Here is a 16159-nt window from a genome sequence, read left to right as displayed (position 1 = left end):
CATGGCCCGCCCCATCACCCTCTTCACCGGCCAGTGGGCGGACCTGCCCCTGGCCGAACTCGCGCCGCTTGCGAAGCGCATGGGCTACGACGGCCTGGAGCTGGCCTGCTGGGGCGACCACTTCGACGTGCAGGAGGCCTTGCGCAGCGATGCCTACTGCCGCGACAAATGGGCCTTGCTCAAGTCGCACGGCCTCACCTCGCTGGCCATCGGCAACCACCTGGTCGGCCAGGCAGTCTGCGACCTGATCGATGCGCGCCACCAATCCATCCTGCCCCAACACGTCTGGGGCGACGGCGACCCCGAGGGCGTGCGGCAGCGCGCGGCCAAGGAACTCGCCGACACCGCGCGCGCCGCCAGGAAGTTCGGCGTGAAGACCGTCACCGGCTTCACCGGCTCCTCGATCTGGCACGCCACCTACGCCTTTCCGCCGACGACGCAGGAATACTGGGACGCGGGCTTTGCCGACTTCGGCCGGCGCTTCACGCCCATCCTCGACACCTTCGAGCAGGAGGGCGTCAACTTCGCGCTGGAAGTGCATCCGACCGAGATCGCCTTCGACATCGCATCGACGCAGCGCGCGATCGAGGCCGTGAAGGGCCACAAGCGCTTCGGCTTCAACTTCGACCCCAGCCACCTGGCCTACCAGGGCGTCGACTACGTCAAGTTCCTCCGCACCTTCCCGGATCGCATCTACAACGTCCACATGAAGGACGTGTGGTGGGGCAAGGGCGACGGCACCGTGGGCGTGTTCGGCGGCCACACCAGCTTCGGCGATGCGCGCCGCCACTGGGACTTCCGCAGCGTCGGTCGCGGCATGGTCGATTTCGAATCCATCATCGTCGCGCTCAACGACATCGGCTATGCCGGCCCCTTGTCGGTGGAGTGGGAGGACAGCCGGATGGACCGCGTGCACGGCGCGACCGAGAGCGCTGCCTTCAGCCGGCGCCTCGACTTTCCGGCTGCCGCCAGCGGCGCCTTCGACGCCGCCTTCGCCCGGGAGAACCAGTGACCGCAGGAGCCGCGCGCAAGCTGCGCTACGCCATGGTCGGCGGCGGGCAGGGCGCCTTCATCGGCGCCGTGCACCGCAAGGCGATGGCGCTGGACGGGCAGTACGAGCTGGTCGCGGGCGCCTTGTCGTCCACGCGCGAGAAGGCGCTCGCCTCCGGCCGCGAGCTCGGTCTGCGCGACGACCGCAACCACGGCGACTGGCAGTCGCTGCTGGCCGACGAACTGAAGCGCCGCCCCGATGAACGCATCGACGTGGTGTGCATCGTCACGCCGAATCACGTGCACTTCCCGGTGGCCCAGGCCTTCGTCGATGCCGGCTTCCACGTCGTCTGCGACAAGCCGCTGGTGCACACGGGGGCGCAGGCCGAAGAACTCGTGGCCGCGGTGCGCAAGCAGGGCACCGTCTTCGGCGTCACCTACAACTACACCGGCTACCCGATGGTGCGCCAGGCGCGCGCGATGGTGCGTGCCGGCGAGCTGGGAGCGATCCGCAAGGTCGTCGTCGAATACAACCAGGGCTGGCTGGCGACGAAGCTGGAAGCCGAAGGCAACAAGCAGGCCGCCTGGCGCAGCGACCCGGCGCAAAGCGGCGGCGCCGGCGCGGTCGGCGACATCGGCTCGCATGCCGAGAACCTGGTCGCGACCGTCACCGGCCTGAAGCTCGAAAGCCTGTGCGCGGACCTCGCCGCCTTCGTGCCGGGCCGCACCGTCGACGACGACGCGAGCATGCTGCTGCGCTTCGAAGGCGGCGCGCGCGGCGTGCTGGTGGCTTCGCAGGTCAACACCGGGCTCGAGAACGGATTCCGGCTGCGCGTGTCGGGCACGCTCGGCTCGATCGAGTGGTGGCAGGAAGAGCCGAACCGCCTGACGCACTTTCCCGGCGAAGGCCCGATGCGCGTGCTGACGCGCGGTGCACCCTGGCTGCACCCGGCGGCGCTGCGCGCGGGGCGCATCCCGCCCGGACATCCGGAAGGCTTCATCGAAGCCTTTGCCAACGTCTACCTCGGCGTGGCTGCGGCGATCCGCGCGCATGGCGCCGGCGTGGCCGCGGATCCGCTGGAGGCCGATTACCCGGGCGTCGAGGACGGCGCCCGCGGCGTGCATTTCATCGGGGCCGTGCTGGCGTCGAGCCGCAGCAACCAGAAGTGGACCCCGCTGCCCTAAACTGGGCCCCATGATTCGCTGGGTGATCGTCGTCTTTCTCGCGCTGATGCTGATCAGCTGGTTCACGCCGCTGCTGCAGAAGCTGGGCTTCGGCAAGCTGCCGGGCGACCTGCGCTTCAAGCTGTTCGGGCGCGAGTTCTTCATCCCCCTCACCACCACCGTCCTGCTGAGCCTGGCGTGCGCGGCGCTGGCGAAGCTGCTGTAAGGACCGCGCATGAAAGCCTGCATCGACATCGGCGGCACCAAGGTCGCCGTCAGCCTGAATACCGGCGCCGGCCTGGAACTGCTCGCCAGGCGCAGCGAGCCGACCATCAAGACCGGCACCAACGACGCGCTGGCGCGCCAGGTGATGCGCATGGTCGACGAAGCCTGCGCCGAAGCCGGCCTGCCGCCCGACAAGGTGCAGCGCGCCGGTGTCTCGTCGGCCGGACCCTTCGTGCTGCGCAACGGCATGGTGGAACTGAGCACGCCCAACATCTGCGGCGGCCTGGCCGGCCCGGCGCGCGGGCTGCCCAACGACTGGATCACCGCACCCATCGAAGCGCCGCTGCGCCGGCGCTTTGCCGAAGTGCGGGTGGAGAACGACGCGGTGTCGGCGCTGGAAGCGGAGCGCCGCTGGGGCGCGCTGCAGGGCGTCGACGATTGCGCCTACGTCACGTGGAGCACCGGCGTCGGCATGGGCCTGTGCGTCGACGGCCGCGTGCTGCGCGGCAAGAACGGCAATGCCGGCCACGGCGGCCACATGTTCGTGAGCGACAACGACCAGGCGCTGTGCGGCTGCGGCAACGTGGGCGACGTCGAGGCGCTGGTGGCGGGCAACGCGGTCGCGCGCCGGTTCGGCGCCGATGCGGCGACGCTGCTGCAGAAGGCCAAGGCCGGCGACGCCGCGGCGATCCAGACGGTGGACGAGCTGTGCCGCGTGATGGGCCGCGCGCTCTACAACATCACCGCGATCCTCGACCTGCAGCGCATCAGCCTGGGCGGCAGCGTGTTCGGCAACAACATCGATTACCTGCTGCCGCGCCTGCAGGGGCAACTGCGCGGCAAGTTGCCGGCGTTGACGGATGGCTGCGAGCTCGTGCCGGCGGGCCTGGGGGACAAGGTGGGGGATTACGCGGCGCTGGCGCTGCTGGTGTGATGGGCGTTGGGGTCGCTGGCGCGAACCCCCCTACAGGGCACGCAAGCGATCCGCCACGACCTCGGTGCGCACCTTGTGGATGCGCGCGCCGATCTCTTCGCCGCTCGAGCCCTGCTCGCGCGCCTGCGCGGCCAGGACGGCCGTGTCCACCGAACGGGCGGCGGCCAGCACGAACAGCAGGCGGTCCCGCTGCGGGTACGCCCGCTCCTCCAGCCCCAGCCGGCCGCGCGCATCGCATTCGCAGGCCAGCAGCACTTCCTCGAAGCGCTGCGGCTTGCGGAAGGCGTCGCAGCGCTCGAGCAGACGCACCAGCGCCGCTGCGCCGAACTCCTCGCAGCGGTGGATGTTGCCGTGTTCGTACGCCACGACCTTCGCCAGTTCGCGGCAATCGGTCGGTACGCGCAGGCGCTCGCACACATCCTTCAGCAGATGCGCGCTGCGCTGCTCGTGGCCGATGTGTTTTGGCAGGATCTCTTCCGGCGTGGTGCCTTTGCCCAGGTCGTGCGTGAGGCAGGCGAAGCGCACCGTGAGCGGCGCTGCGAGGCGTGCGCTCATGTCCAGCACCATCATCAGGTGCACGCCGGTGTCGACTTCGGGGTGGTAGTCCGCGCGCTGCGGCACGCCCCACAGGCGATCGACCTCGGGCAGGATGCGGGCGAGCGCTCCGCATTCGCGCAGCATCTCGAACATGCGCGAGGGCCGCGCTTCCATCAGGCCGCGCGCGAGCTCCTGCCAGACGCGCTCCGGCACCAGTGCGTCGACCTCGCCATCGGCCACCATGCCGCGCATCAGCGCCAGCGTTTCCGGCGCCAGGCTGAAGTCGGCGAAGCGCGCCGCGAAGCGCGCCACGCGCAGGATGCGCACCGGGTCCTCGCGGAAGGCCTCGGTCACGTGGCGCAGCACGCGCGCTTCCAGGTCGGCCCGGCCGTTGAAGGGATCGATGATGCGGCCTTGCTCGTCCTGCGCCATCGCGTTGATGGTGAGGTCGCGCCGGGCCAGGTCCTGCTCCAGCGTGACGTCCGGCGCGGCGCGGAAGGCGAAGCCGTGGTAGCCGCGCGCGGTCTTGCGCTCGGTGCGGGCCAGCGCGTATTCCTCGCGGGTTTCGGGGTGCAGGAAGACCGGGAAGTCCTTGCCGATCGGCAGGAAGCCGGCGTCCATCATCTGCTCGGGTGTCGCGCCCACCACCACCCAGTCGTGGTCGTGCACGTCCCGCCCCAGCAGGGCGTCGCGAACCGCGCCACCGACCCGATACGTTTGCATGGCGGCGAGTTTAGCCGCCGCAAACTGCGCTTGCCTCAGCGTGAGGTGCGGTACGGCTCGTCGAACGCCACGAAATCGCGCTCCTCCAGCGCCTCGTCCACCCAGGCCTTCACCCCCGGCAGCGCGCAGACGCGGCGCACGTAGTCGGTGATGACGCCGGGCACCGGCAGCGCGTAGTTGCGGATGCGGAAGCACACCGGCGCGAAGAAGGCGTCGGCGACGCTGAATTCGCCGAACAGCATGGGACCCTTGTACGTTTCCAGCAGGCCGCTCCACATGCCGACGATGCGCTCGACATCGGAACGCACGCCCGCCTGGTCGCGCCACACCAGCGCGCCGACCTGCGGCAGCTGCGCCTCGATGTTCATGGGGCAGTGGTTGCGCAGCGACGAGAAGCCCGAATGCATTTCGGCGCAGACGCTGCGTGCGCGGGCGCGTGCCTGCGGATCGGCGGGCCAGAGCTTCCTGTCCGGGAATTTCTCGGCGACGTATTCGGCGATCGCCAGCGAATCCCACACGGCAAAGCCTTCGTCCACCAGCACCGGCACCCGGCCGACCGGGTTGACCTTGAGGATCTCGCGCTTGAACTCGGAATCGGGCGCGTTGAACGAGTCGAAGCGGACCATCTTCTCGTGGAAGGGAATGCCGGCCTGCTTCAGCAGGACCCAGGGCCGCATGGACCAGGACGAATAGTTCTTGTTGCCGATGTAGAGGGTGAGCATGGTGCCTCCGTTGCTGCTGCGATGGCCGCGATGCTAGCCGCGCCGGCGGCGGCCATTGATGCAATCCGCGGCCGGGATTGATGCCCGGCCGCGCGGTCAGGGCCGGGGCCGGCGCGCGCCCATCCGGTTCAAGGGCTTTTCCAGCAGGAAGATGGCCAGCACCAGCAAGGTGCTGAAGACCGCCGTCATTTCGCGCCCCAGGCCGGCGGCCACGCCGATGGCGGCCGTCATCCAGATCCCGGCGGCGGTGGTGAGGCCATGGACGCGCTGCGCCTCGGGGACCTTCAGGATGGAGCCGGCGCAGATGAAGCCGACGCCGGCCAGCAGTCCTTGCAGCACGCGGCTGGTGCCGTCGTCGCCCATGCCCATCTGCTGCGGCACCAGCAGGAACAGCGCCGAGCTCGCCGCCACCAGCATGTGCGTGCGGATCCCGGCCTCCTGGCCGTCACGCTCGCGCTGCCAGCCCAGGCAGCCGCCGAGGAGGGCGGCCAGCACCAGCCGCAGCACGGTGCGCGTCAACTGCTCCAGGTCCGCCAGGTCCGAGAACTCGGACGCGACCGTGCTCGTGATGGTCTGCCACGCCATGCGTCAGGGCAGGTCGCCGTTGGGCCCGGGCTGCGAAGCTTCGCGCGGACCGATGGTGGCCAGGCGCGCCTTCAGCGATTGCGGCTGGCCGGTGAGGATCGCCGCGTAGACGGTGGCGTTGCTCACCACCTTCTTCACGTAGTCGCGCGTCTCGGTGAAGGGCACCGTCTCGGCCCAGGCCGCGCCTTCCATCACCGGGCCGTTGCGCCAGGCGCGCGGGCGCCCAGGCCCGGCGTTGTAGGCCGCGGCGGCCATCGGCATGGAGCCGCCGAAGTCGTCCAGCACCAGCTTGAGGTAGCCCGTGCCGATGGCGATGTTGGTGTCGCGCTCGTGCAGCTGGTCGACGGTGAAGTTCGTCATGCCCAGCTTTTTCGCGGTCCAGCGCGCGGTGGCGGGCATCACCTGCATCAGGCCGGCCGCGCCGACGGTGGACTTGGCGTCCATCACGAAGCGGCTTTCCTGCCGCATGAGCCCGTAGACGTAGGCTGGGTCCAGGCCGATTTCCTTGCTGCGCTTGACCACGCTGTCGCGGAAAGGCATGGGGAAGCGCGTGTCGGCGTCGAACTCCGCCTTGGTGCGCTCGCTGGTGTTGATGCAGCGGTCCCACACCTCGCGGTCGCAGGCCAGCTGCGCGGCGGCCAGCAGCTCGCGCTCGGCGAGGCCGCCGTTGGCGTGCAGGTTGGTGGTGTAGTTCCACTCGCGCGTGCCTTCCGGCCGCAGGCCGATCGCGATGGCATACAGCGCGCGCTGCAGGCCCGGGTTCTGGCGCGCGGCCTGCTTCTCGGTTTCGGTGGGCGGCAGCGGGTCCGGCGGCAGCGTGATCCGCTGGCCCAGTTCCTCCAGCGCGAGCTGCTCGTAGAAGCCGCGCGGCGAGGCGATGGCTTCCAGCAGCTTCTGCGCCTCCGCGCGATGCGCTTCGGTGTTGCCGGTGGCCAGCAGCGCGCGGGCGCGCCAGTAGGTCCAGGTGGGATCCGCCTTGGCTTCGTCGCTCATCGCGGTGATGGCCGGCAGGATGGTGCGCCAGTCCGGGCCCTTGTCCGCGCGCAGCGCGGCGCGGACCTTCCAGGCCAGCAGCTCGTCGCTCAGGTTGCTGTCGCGCGTGACGCGGGCGAAGTAGCCCTGCGCCTCGGGCATCAGCTTGGTGGCGGCCTGGCGCCCGATGACACCCCAGATCCAGTCGCGCTCCTCGGCGCTGAATTGCGGGCCCCACTTGGCATCGAGCATGCGCGCGGCGCTGTCGATGTCGCTGGTGGCGAGCTTGATCAGCGCCAGTCCGATCACTTCCCGCCGCACGCGCGAGGCGGCAACCACCTTGCTGGTGAGGAAGCGCGTGGGATTGGCGTTGAGTTCGGTGACCGCGGGCACGGCATCGGGGTTCACCATCTCGACGGCGGCGATCGCCGCCCGCGGGCGGTTGGCCTCGATGGACTGGCGCGCCTTGCGCCAGGCGTCGGCGGCGGTCAGGCGGTTCGGGCCGTTCTTCTCGTCGATCAGGCGGCTGGCGGCGGTGGTGCAGCCGTCGTCCAGCTCGCGCTGCGCCAGCCAGTTGCGGCGCACCTCGTCGGCCAGCGTGGGCGGCGCGTTCGGGCCTTCGCGCAGGAAGGTGACCAGCAGGTTGTAGCAGCGCAGCTCGCGCTCGTCGCGCATGCGGTAGCGGGCGTAGTTGTCGGCAAAGGCCTCCCATTCCCGGCGCTGGCCGAGCTGCATCAGCCAGTCGGCGCGGAGGCGATCTTCCTGGTAGGTTCCGGCGTAACGGGTGAAGAATGCCTGCACCTCCGAGCTGGAGGCGGTGTCCAGGCGGGCGCGCAGCTCCCAATAGGCGGCCCAGGGCTCGAGGACGTGGCCCTGGGCGGCAGGCAACAGCTGAGCCAGCCTGGCTTTGTTGGTCTGCCGGAAGGCCTGGGCCATGTCCAGCAGCACCTCATCCTTGGGTTGCGCCTGGCAGGCGCTGGCGACGAGCAGGGCGCCGAAGGATGCCAGAATCGTTCTCAACTTCATCGGGGAATTATGGACAGGTCGGAAGAAAAAAAGGCTTTGCGCAAGGCTCTCATCGAGCAACGCCTGAACATGCCGGACCGCCTACACCGTGCCGACCTGCTCCAGCGCGTCATGCGCATCTGGCTGGTGAACCGGCCCGACACCGTGATCGGCGCCTACTGGCCGATCAAGGGCGAGTTCGATCCGCTGCCCGCGCTGCACCGCTGGAAGGAAGACGGCGAACTGCTGGACGAACCGCAGCCGCGCCGGATCGGCCTGCCGGTGGTGGACAAGGTGAATCAGACGCTGAAGTTCCACGCTTGGTTCCCCGGCTGCCCGATGGAAGAGGACGCCTATGGCATTCCGAAGCCGAAGGACACCGAGGTGGTGACCCCCACGCTGCTGTTCGTGCCCTGCGTCGGCTATGCACCGGGCGGCTTCCGGCTTGGCTACGGCGGCGGCTTCTACGACCGCACGCTGGCGAAGCTGCAACCGGCGCCCTACACGGTCGGCCTGGGCTTCGCGAACGGCTTCCTGCCCGACCTGGAGCCGGAGGCGCACGACGTGCCGCTGGATGCGTTGCTGAATGAATTGGGCGTGGTCTGGCCGATTTCGCTGGGGGGTTAGCACTTGTCGAGCCCGCAATGACAAGGATCGGCGCCGGGTCAATCCAGGTGGTCCACCGTATCCGGATCCGGCACCTCGCCGATCGTCTGGCGCGTGATCCGGCTTTGCTGCAGCAGCCATTCGCAGAAGGCCTTGATTTCCGGCCGCTGCGCGCTGCGCGGGCCCACGATCAGCCAGTAGGCCATCGGGGAATCCATCCTTAGCCGGGGCAAGGGCTCGACCAGGTCGCCGTTCGCCAGGCTCTCGGCCACCAGCGGCAGGCGCGCCAGCACCACGCCTTGCCCCGCCAGCGCCGCCTGCACCATCTGGTAGGCGTAATTGAAGTAAAGCCAGCGCTTGGGCTGCAGCTTGGCCAGGCCGTGCTCGTCGAACCAGCGCCGCCACGTCAGCCACTCCAGGTGCGTCTGGTGGGCGTCGCCGGCTTCGATCAGCGTGAACTGCGCGGCGTCCGCGGGCTTGGCCAGCGTGCCGTTCTTCAGCAGCCACGGGCTCACCACCGGCGTGAGCTGCTCGCCGAACAGGCGCACCGCGTTCGGCGGCATGTTGGCCATCGGCCCGTAGCGCAGGGCGAGGTCGACGTCCGCGACATCGAGGTCCATCGCGCCATCCGACGCATCGATGCGGATGTCGATCTCGGGGTTGTCGCGCTGGAACTGCTCCATGCGCGGGATCAGCCACATCGAGGCGAACGAGGCGAAGGTGGTCAGCGCCACGCTGCGCCGCCCGGCGCTCTGGCGGATCTGCCGCACCGCGTTGTCGATGCGCGGCAGCGACTGCGACACCGCCATCAGCAGCAGCGCGCCGGCGCTCGTGAGTTCCACCGCGCGCGTGTGGCGCAGGAAGAGGCCCACCCCCACTTCTTCCTCCAGCGACTGGATCTGGCGGCTGACGGCCGACTGGGTGAGCGCCATTTCCTCGGCGGCGGCGCGGAAGTTCAGGTGCCGGGCGACGGCCTCGAAGGCGCGCAGGTGGCCGGCCGAAATGGGCCGGGTGCGCAGGTGGGTCTGGGAATGCTGCATGCGGGCATTGATGCGATTCGGGAATCAATAGCCTAGCCGCATTTCATTGGACCGCCAAGCATCCGTGAAAGATCATTCAATGCCGAAACAAGATCACCCAGGAGCCCGCCATGAACGCCCCTTACGCCAATTTCCTGTTGCCCGCCGCCGCCCCGGCCCTGCCGGGCACCTGGAAGCTGGCGAAAGGACGCGCCCTGACCTTGCAGCCGCGCACCAACGGCATCCTGCGCATCGCCCACGGCCGCGTGTGGGCCACGGTGGACGGGCCGCACGGCGTCACGCCCACGGATTCCGGCGACCACATCCTGGAACTCGGGCGCTCGATGTGGGTGCGTCCCGGCCAGCGCGTGGTGATCGAAGCCTGGAACGCAACCGGCCCCAGTTATTTCAGCTGGGACCCCGTGTTCGAACCGATCAAGGTGAAGGCGCCGCGCCGGCGCGTGGACTTCGCCGCGGCCCTGCTGCCGCTGGCGGACCTGCGCACCGCGCTGGTGCTGGCGGGCGACGCCTTGCGTCGTCTGGTGATGGTGCTCGCCCGCCAGGCGCTGCCGGCCACCCATAATGGCCGGCATGGCCAAGCCTGCCCCGCCCGCTGACCCGCTCTTCATCGTCGTCATGGGCGTCGCCGGCTGCGGCAAGTCGCTGGTCGGCGCGCGCCTCGCGGCGCAACTGCAGTTGCCGCTGGTGGAAGGCGACGACTTCCATCCGGCCGGCAACATCGAGAAGATGCGGCAGGGCATTCCGCTCACCGACGTCGATCGCGCCGAATGGCTGCAGAAACTCGCCGATGCACTGCGCGCCCAGCCGGGCGGTGCGGTGCTCACCTGCTCCGCGCTCAAGCGGTCCTACCGCAACGCCTTGCGTGGCGCCGTTCCCAATCTGCGCTTCCTGCACCTCGCCCTGACCGAGCACCAGGCGCTCGAGCGCGTGGCTTCCCGCACCGACCACTTCTATCCGCCCAGCCTGGTCGCGAGCCAGTTCGAGGCGCTGGAGGATCCTTCGTCGGAGCCGGGCGTGCTGGCGGCCGACGCCACCGCGCACATCGATCGCGTGGTCGACGGCGCGGCGCGCTGGGCGCGGCAGCCGTTCAACAATCCGTAATGCGTTTCGATTAGTTAAAATCGGGCCCTATCCGCAGGAGTCCCGATGTCCAAAGCCTTCGCGAGCCAGGCCGACCTGGCCGACAAGAAAATCACCTTCGAGCAGCTGTCCGCGCATTGCTGGGCGTACACCGCCGAAGGCGACCCGAATTCCGGCGTGATCATCGGCGACAAGTTCGTGATGGTCAGCGACGCCACCGCGACGCCCTCGATGGCGCGCGACCTGATCCAGCGCATCCGCCAGGTGAGCGACAAGCCGATCAAGTACGTGCTGCTGACGCACTACCACGCGGTGCGCGTGCTGGGCGCCAGCGCCTTCGTGGCCGAGGGCGCCACCGAGGTGATCGCCAGCCAGGGCACGCAGGAACTGATCGTGGAGCGCGGCAAGGAAGACATGCAGTCCGAGATGGACCGCTTTCCGCGCCTGTTCCGCAATGCCGAGGAGATCCCGGGCCTGACCTGGCCGACGCTCGTGATCGGCGGCGGCAACCCGAACATCGGCGAAGTGCCCGGCAAGCTGACCGTCGACCTCGGCGGCGTGAAGGTGCAGATCTGGTCGCCCGGCAACGGCCACACGCGCGGCGACACCATTGCCTGGGTGGAAGAAGAGAAGGTGCTGTTCTCCGGCGACCTGGTGGAATACAACGCCGGCGTCTACACCGGCGACGCCCACCTGCAGGAGTGGCCGGCCACGCTGGCCGCGCTGCGCGCGCTGAAGGCCGAAGCGATCGTGCCCGGCCGCGGCGAAGCGATGAAGGGAAATGCAGCGGTCAACCAGGCGCTCGACTACACGCAGCGCTGGGTGGAGACGCTGTACCGCTGCGCCCGCGAGGCGGCGGAGCAGAACATGGACCTGAAGGCGGCAATGGCGCACACGCGCAAGTCCATGGACCCGATCTTCGGCCAGGTCTTCATCTACGAACACTGCCTGCCCTTCGACGTCAGCCGCGCCTACGACGAAGCGCGCGGCATGAAGGTGCCGCGCGTGTGGACGGCGGAGCGCGACAAGGAGATGTGGGCGTCGCTGCAGGCTTGAGCGTGGCGCGTTCGCGGCGGGCGTAGGCGCCCGCTGACACATCCGAACCCCGGCGGACGACACCTGCCGCGCACCAGCTTTCCTAAGCTGTGCAGCGGCACCCACAGGAGACGCCCCGATGTCCGACGACAAGTCCACCCCCCGCACCCTCCAGCAGCAGCCCGCGCGCGACAGCGACCCCCAGCAGCAGCGCGCCGGCGCCACCGATTTCCAGCAGCGCGGCCAGGCCCAGGGCGGCCAGGTCGAAGGCGAAGGCAGCTACACGGCCACCCGCGACTACCAGAAGAACATCAAGGACTACCTCGACAAGGCCGACGTGTCCGCCGATGCCGAGAACGCCAAGCCGCGCTCCGAATCGGAAGCGCGCGACCTGGAGCAGGCCGAGCGCGAAGGGCGTTCGCACTCCAAGGGCGAGAAGTAAGCCTCAGGCCCGGCGCGCCGCCAGCAGCGCGCCCAGCGCCATCAGCAGCAGCCACGCCGCCAGGCCCGTGAGGCCGGCGGCCTGCAGCGTCCAGCCGCTTGCGAGCGGCCCCAGCGTGCCGCCCCAGGTGTAGCCGGTGATCGCCGCCGCGGCTGCGCCCGCGGTCGCGCGGCCGTCGAAGGCGTGCGCCACCTGGATGATCGCCAGCGTGTAGAGCGCGCCGCCGACCCCGCCCCACAGCAGGCCGCACACCCACAGCAGCCAGGGCGCTTCGCCCGCGAAGGCGATGGCGACGCTGGCCACCACCAGCACCAGCGAAGCGAAGGTGAAGACGCGCCGCACCGGCATGTGGTCCGCGGCCCAGCCCGCCGGATACTGGAACAGGAAGCTGCCGACGCCGATCGCGCCCGCCACGCTGGTGGCCGTGCGCAAGTCCATGCCCAGCGAGGACGCGTGGGCCGTCGTGATGGCGCTCAGGCCCGCTTCGAAGACGCCGCCGGCGAAGGCCAGCGCGGCCAGCCAGGGCACGGCGCGCAAGGCCTGCCAGGTACCCGAGGCGGCGCTCGCGGCCGGTGTGGCCACTGCTTTGCTGCGGGCACTGAGCGCCACCAGCACGCAAGCCGCGACCAGCGCGGCGCCCAGCCAGAGCGCGCTGCGCGCTTTCAGCTGCAGCAGCGCCGGCAGGAAAGGTCCGAGCGCGAGGGCCGCGCCCAGCGCGGTCTGGTAGGCGCCCATGACGCGCCCGCGCGTGGCCGGCGGCGCTTCCTGCGTCAGCAAGGTCTCCGTCGCATTCCACAGCAGCGAAGCGCCCAGGCCGGTCAGCAGGGCGCCGGCGCTCCAGGCGGCCAGGCCGTTGCCCAATGCGTAGCCGACCGCGCCGAGGAGTTGCAGCAGCGCACCCGCGCGGTAAGTGCGCACCAGCCCGAACCGGCCGATCACGCGCGGCACGACCGGCATCAGGAGGCCGATCAGCAGGAAGGGCAGCATGGCGAAGGCGCCGATGGTGGCCGGGCCATGCCCCGCGCGTTGCAGCTGCACGGCCAGCACGGGGCCGGCCATGGCGAAAGCCATGAGGATCAGCGTGGTGGCGGCGCCCAGCCGCCAGATCAGGCTCAATGCGTCCCCGACAGTTCCCGCAGGTCGCGCTGGTAGGCGCGCAGGCGGCGCACGGCCTGCTGGCGCTGCGCGGCCGTCGTGCTTTCGTGCACTGCGGAAAAGATGCGGCAGCCTTCCTGCACCAGCGCGTCCTGCCAGGCGCGGTAGGCGAGGTCGGGCGAGTGCATCACGCGCTCGAGATGGGCGTGCAGCAGGGTGCGTGCGGCCTCGGTGCCGGTCGAGGGCTCCATCATCCGGCGCAGCGTCTGCAGCAGGTCCTGCTGGCGCCGCTGGCGCTCCGCCAGGACGCGCTGCGGGTCGAACATCGACTGCGCGATGCCTTGCCGCAGCACCGCGCGCTGCGGGGCGTCGAGGCTGCCGTAGATCGTCTCGATGCGTTCCAGCATCTGGTCGTAGCGCTTGTCCTTGCGCTCATCCGCGGACACGGCGATCCAGTCCTTGCGGTAGGCATCGTTGTTGCTGCGGTACTTGCGCTCCAGGTGGCGCAGCTGCTTGGGCGTGAGCAGGGAGGCGAGGCCGACGATGGCGGGTTCGGCGCGGGTGGCGACCACGTCCATGCGGGCCTGCACGTCGGCGACCACGGTGCACGCCTGCGCTGCGCTGATGCTGCCGGGCGTCATCTGTTCCAGCCGCGCCAGCAGTTCCCCCAGCTTGGGCAGCTCCTGCTGGCGATGCCAGGCATGCAACTGCGCGAGTTGCTGCCGCGCGAGCGGCTCCTGGGCTTCGTTGAAATCCACGTAGCCGTCGAGCCACCAGTAGGCCAGGTCCGGCAGCGTGCTGTAGCCCAATTTGATGGCGCTGCAGGCGGCCAGCCCCATGGCGACGGCCAAGGCAAGGATAATTCCGGCGGTACGGGCAACGATCAATTTCATGGGCAGGAAGGTACACGAATGACGGCAGTCGATGTGGTGGTGATGGCGGCGGGCAAGGGCACGCGCATGAAAAGCCGCACGCCCAAGGTGCTGCACAAGGTGGGCGGGCGGCCCATGATCCAGCACGTGATGGACACGGCGGCGGTGCTGCAGGCGCGGCGCGTCATCGTCATCACCGGCCATGGCGCCGAGGGCGTGGAACAGTACCTGAAGGGCGCGGCCGAAGGCGCCGGCCGGGCCGCGCCGGACTTCGTGCGGCAGGAGCCCCAGCTCGGGACCGGCCACGCGGTGCAGCAAGTGGTGCCGGTGCTGCCGGACGACGGCATCGCGCTGATCCTGAACGGCGACGTGCCCCTGATCCGGCCGCAGACGCTGCAGGCGCTGGTGGACAAGTGCGGCGGCACGCGCCTGGCGCTGCTGACCGTGGACATGGCCGACCCCACCGGCTACGGCCGCATCGTGCGCAGCGGCGAGGCGGTGCAGGCGATCGTGGAGCACAAGGACGCCAGCCATGCGCAGCGCGCGATCAAGGAGGTCTACACCGGCTTCATGGCGGTGCCCGCGCGCAAGCTGAAGGACTGGCTGGCGCGGCTGAAGAACGACAACGCCCAGGGCGAGTACTACCTGACCGACATCGTCGGCTTCGCGGCCGCCGATGGCACCGAGGTCGTGGCGGCCAAGGCGGGCGAGCAGGTGGAGGTGGATGGGGTGAACAGCCCGCTGCAGCTTGCCGACCTGGAACGCGCCTTCCAGCGCCGCCAGGCCGTGGCCCTGATGGAAGCCGGCGTGCGCCTGGCCGACCCGGCACGCTTCGACCTGCGCGGCACGCTGGAGTGTGGTCAGGACGTGGAGATCGACGTGAACTGCCTGTTCGAAGGCCAGGTGGCGCTGGGCGACGGCGTGCGCATAGGCGCCAACTGCGTGATCGCCAATGCGCGCATCGCGGCCGGCGCGGTGATCCATCCCTTCACCCACATCGACGGCGAGAAGGCCGGCGTGGAAGTGGGCGAAGGCGCGCTGATCGGTCCCTTCGCACGGCTGCGTCCGGGCGCGAAGCTGGGCCAGGAAGTGCACATCGGCAACTTCGTCGAGGTGAAGAACTCCACCCTGGCCAAGGGTGCCAAGGCGAACCACCTGGCCTACCTGGGCGATGCGACGGTGGGCGAACGCGTGAACTACGGCGCCGGCAGCATCACGGCCAACTACGACGGCGCCAACAAGCACCGCACCGTGATCGAGGCCGACGTGCACGTGGGCAGCAACTGCGTGCTGGTGGCGCCGGTGACGGTGGCCGCGGGCGGCACGGTGGGCGCGGGGTCGGTGATCAACAAGAGCACCGAGGCGGGCGCGCTGTCGGTGGCGCGGGCGCGGCAGGCGAGCATTCCGAACTGGGCGCGGCCGAAGAAGAAATGAGTGCTTGTCATCCCGGCCTCGCGCCGGGATCCAGCCCCGCCGCTGGATTGCGGGTCGAGCCCGCAATGACAACTCCCGCGCCTACTTCAGCGGAATCCGCGGCTTGAACTTCGCCCGCTTCACCGAGAAGAAGGCCTTCACGTTGCGCACGTTCGCATCGCTGGTGAAAAGTCGCTGCGCCAGCGCCAGGTAATCCTGCATGTCGCGCGCGTGGACCATCAAGACGAAGTCGGGGCCGGGCGACACGCGGTAGCACTGCTGCACCGCCTCGTCCTCGATCACGCGCGCCTCGAAGGCTTCCTGTTCCTCGTTGCCCTGCCGGTCGAGCGACACCTCGACGACGGCTTCCAGGCCGTGGCCCAGCGCGCGCGCCACGAGCTCCGGGTTCAGGATGGCAATCTCGCTTTCGATCAGGCCCGCATCGCGCAGGCGCTTGACCCGCCGCAGGCAGGTCGGCGGCGACAGGTGGACCCGCTTGGCCAGATCCTGGTTGGTCAGGGAGCAGTCCTTCTGCAGCTGCTCCAGCAGGGCCAGGTCGGCTGCATCCGTGAAGCTATCAGTCGATTCGATAGGCATTTCGGAATTTTATTCCACAACCACAATGCGATGGAAGGAAATTCCAGAAAGACGATGATTTAGCAACCATATTCCACGGCTGCGAGCCTACAGTCCTTGCCACACCAACCCCAAGAGGTCTG

Annotated in this window: 18 protein-coding genes; 10 read left to right on the top strand and 8 right to left on the bottom strand. The window is 69.5% G+C overall.

Annotated elements, in window-relative coordinates; translation table 11 throughout:
- Position 1 precedes the first annotated feature (1 nt).
- From LZ009_RS01070 to LZ009_RS01055, 4 genes are read left to right on the top strand one after another with little or no spacing between them, the layout of a single operon-like run.
- Positions 2 to 1012, top strand: a complete 1011-nt coding sequence (locus LZ009_RS01070) for a sugar phosphate isomerase/epimerase family protein (protein ID WP_275696028.1) — start codon at positions 2 to 4, stop codon at positions 1010 to 1012.
- Between the two features lie 32 nt (positions 1013 to 1044).
- Positions 1045 to 2175, top strand: coding sequence for a Gfo/Idh/MocA family protein (locus tag LZ009_RS01065; RefSeq protein ID WP_275697090.1), 1131 nt, complete (start codon positions 1045 to 1047; stop codon positions 2173 to 2175).
- 10 nt (positions 2176 to 2185) lie between these two features.
- Complete coding sequence (locus LZ009_RS01060) at positions 2186 to 2380, top strand: DUF2905 domain-containing protein (protein WP_275696027.1); 195 nt, start codon at positions 2186 to 2188, stop codon at positions 2378 to 2380.
- A 9-nt stretch (positions 2381 to 2389) separates the two neighbouring features.
- Positions 2390 to 3313 carry an ROK family protein gene (locus tag LZ009_RS01055; RefSeq protein WP_275696026.1) on the top strand — a complete coding sequence of 308 codons (924 nt, stop codon included), beginning with the start codon at positions 2390 to 2392 and terminating at the stop codon, positions 3311 to 3313.
- Between the two features lie 30 nt (positions 3314 to 3343).
- Here the strand turns inward: LZ009_RS01055 and LZ009_RS01050 are convergent, their stop codons facing one another.
- The 4 genes from LZ009_RS01050 to LZ009_RS01035 form a co-directional block, all read right to left on the bottom strand.
- Positions 3344 to 4573, bottom strand: a complete 1230-nt coding sequence (locus LZ009_RS01050) for a multifunctional CCA addition/repair protein (RefSeq protein WP_275696025.1) — start codon at positions 4571 to 4573, stop codon at positions 3344 to 3346.
- 35 nt (positions 4574 to 4608) lie between these two features.
- A complete protein-coding gene (locus LZ009_RS01045; RefSeq protein WP_275696024.1) occupies positions 4609 to 5295 on the bottom strand; it encodes a glutathione S-transferase family protein in 687 nt (228 codons plus the stop codon).
- Positions 5296 to 5391: 96 nt separating this feature from the next.
- Positions 5392 to 5880 (bottom strand): MgtC/SapB family protein, encoded by a 489-nt coding sequence (locus LZ009_RS01040; RefSeq protein WP_275696023.1) that lies wholly within the window; start codon positions 5878 to 5880, stop codon positions 5392 to 5394.
- 3 nt (positions 5881 to 5883) lie between these two features.
- Positions 5884 to 7878 (bottom strand): lytic transglycosylase domain-containing protein, encoded by a 1995-nt coding sequence (locus tag LZ009_RS01035; RefSeq protein ID WP_275696022.1) that lies wholly within the window; start codon positions 7876 to 7878, stop codon positions 5884 to 5886.
- Positions 7879 to 7887: 9 nt separating this feature from the next.
- Between LZ009_RS01035 and LZ009_RS01030 the strand changes: the two genes are divergently transcribed.
- A complete protein-coding gene (locus LZ009_RS01030; RefSeq protein ID WP_275696021.1) occupies positions 7888 to 8484 on the top strand; it encodes a 5-formyltetrahydrofolate cyclo-ligase in 597 nt (198 codons plus the stop codon).
- 38 nt (positions 8485 to 8522) lie between these two features.
- Here LZ009_RS01030 and LZ009_RS01025 read toward each other — a convergent pair whose 3' ends face one another.
- Complete coding sequence (locus tag LZ009_RS01025; protein WP_275696020.1) at positions 8523 to 9503, bottom strand: LysR substrate-binding domain-containing protein; 981 nt, start codon at positions 9501 to 9503, stop codon at positions 8523 to 8525.
- 110 nt (positions 9504 to 9613) lie between these two features.
- Here LZ009_RS01025 and LZ009_RS01020 point away from each other — a divergent pair, with 110 nt between their 5' ends.
- From LZ009_RS01020 to LZ009_RS01005, 4 genes are all read left to right on the top strand, one after another.
- The gene (locus tag LZ009_RS01020; protein WP_275696019.1) at positions 9614 to 10099 is read left to right on the top strand and encodes a DUF2917 domain-containing protein; all 486 of its coding nucleotides are present in this window, start codon (positions 9614 to 9616) and stop codon (positions 10097 to 10099) included.
- Entirely contained in the window at positions 10074 to 10604 is a 531-nt protein-coding gene (locus LZ009_RS01015) for a gluconokinase (protein ID WP_275696018.1), read from the top strand. The genes LZ009_RS01020 and LZ009_RS01015 overlap by 26 nt, the downstream gene beginning before the upstream one ends.
- 45 nt (positions 10605 to 10649) lie before the next feature.
- Complete coding sequence (locus tag LZ009_RS01010) at positions 10650 to 11639, top strand: MBL fold metallo-hydrolase (RefSeq protein WP_275696017.1); 990 nt, start codon at positions 10650 to 10652, stop codon at positions 11637 to 11639.
- A gap of 118 nt (positions 11640 to 11757) precedes the next feature.
- On the top strand, positions 11758 to 12060 hold the full coding sequence (locus LZ009_RS01005) for a hypothetical protein (RefSeq protein ID WP_275696016.1): 303 nt from the start codon (positions 11758 to 11760) through the stop codon (positions 12058 to 12060).
- 3 nt (positions 12061 to 12063) lie between these two features.
- On the opposite strand, the gene LZ009_RS01000 is transcribed toward LZ009_RS01005, so the two are convergent.
- Together LZ009_RS01000 and LZ009_RS00995 are read right to left on the bottom strand one after the other, a co-directional pair.
- On the bottom strand, positions 12064 to 13176 hold the full coding sequence (locus tag LZ009_RS01000; RefSeq protein ID WP_275696015.1) for an MFS transporter: 1113 nt from the start codon (positions 13174 to 13176) through the stop codon (positions 12064 to 12066).
- Complete coding sequence (locus tag LZ009_RS00995) at positions 13173 to 14048, bottom strand: DUF6279 family lipoprotein (protein WP_275696014.1); 876 nt, start codon at positions 14046 to 14048, stop codon at positions 13173 to 13175. Before LZ009_RS00995 ends, LZ009_RS01000 begins: the two co-directional genes overlap by 4 nt.
- An 18-nt stretch (positions 14049 to 14066) precedes the next feature.
- On the opposite strand from LZ009_RS00995, the gene glmU reads away from it, so the two are divergent.
- On the top strand, positions 14067 to 15461 hold the full coding sequence (glmU, locus tag LZ009_RS00990; RefSeq protein ID WP_275696013.1) for a bifunctional UDP-N-acetylglucosamine diphosphorylase/glucosamine-1-phosphate N-acetyltransferase GlmU: 1395 nt from the start codon (positions 14067 to 14069) through the stop codon (positions 15459 to 15461).
- An 81-nt stretch (positions 15462 to 15542) separates the two neighbouring features.
- Here the strand turns inward: glmU and LZ009_RS00985 are convergent, their stop codons facing one another.
- Complete coding sequence (locus LZ009_RS00985) at positions 15543 to 16037, bottom strand: Lrp/AsnC family transcriptional regulator (RefSeq protein ID WP_275696012.1); 495 nt, start codon at positions 16035 to 16037, stop codon at positions 15543 to 15545.
- Between the last annotated feature and the right edge of the window lie 122 nt (positions 16038 to 16159).

The organism is Ramlibacter paludis, assembly GCF_022012305.1.
Lineage (GTDB): Bacteria > Pseudomonadota > Gammaproteobacteria > Burkholderiales > Burkholderiaceae_C > Ramlibacter > Ramlibacter paludis.
Note: the sequence above shows the minus strand (reverse complement) of the source record. Positions and strands in the feature narration are given on the sequence as shown.